A 313-nucleotide genomic window follows, 5' to 3' on the forward strand; every position below is an offset into this window, starting at 1 on the left:
CGGATGCTCCACCGTGACCAGCGTATGCGTCGCATCGAGCCGAAACGCCTGTGGTGCCACGGCGCCGGCGTCCTGTCCGCATGCTGCATTGTCGCGCCCGATCAGCTTGGCCGCGCGCTTCGCCGACAGGGCGCGCGGCGGCTTGCCGGTCACGGGCGGCTGGACCACCACGGGCAATGGCGGAACCGGCGGAATGCGGCTGCCCGGGCGGGTGCCGGGGCGGCGCAAGGCGGTGACGCCGCCGGTGCGATACTGCGCGTCGTCCATCGCGGTCAGTGCGGCGCTCAGGCCTTCCAGCGACGCGGTGGCGAGC

The 313-nt window shown here is 73.8% G+C and carries 1 protein-coding gene; it reads right to left on the reverse strand.

Annotated features, from left to right (window positions below; all coding sequences use genetic code 11):
* A partial coding sequence (locus CVH10_RS19175) for a DUF1176 domain-containing protein (RefSeq protein WP_146143093.1) occupies positions 1-313 on the reverse strand: 313 nt, incomplete at both ends.

It is taken from the genome of Halomonas sp. ND22Bw (assembly GCF_003011945.1).
Lineage (GTDB): Bacteria > Pseudomonadota > Gammaproteobacteria > Pseudomonadales > Halomonadaceae > Halomonas > Halomonas halophila.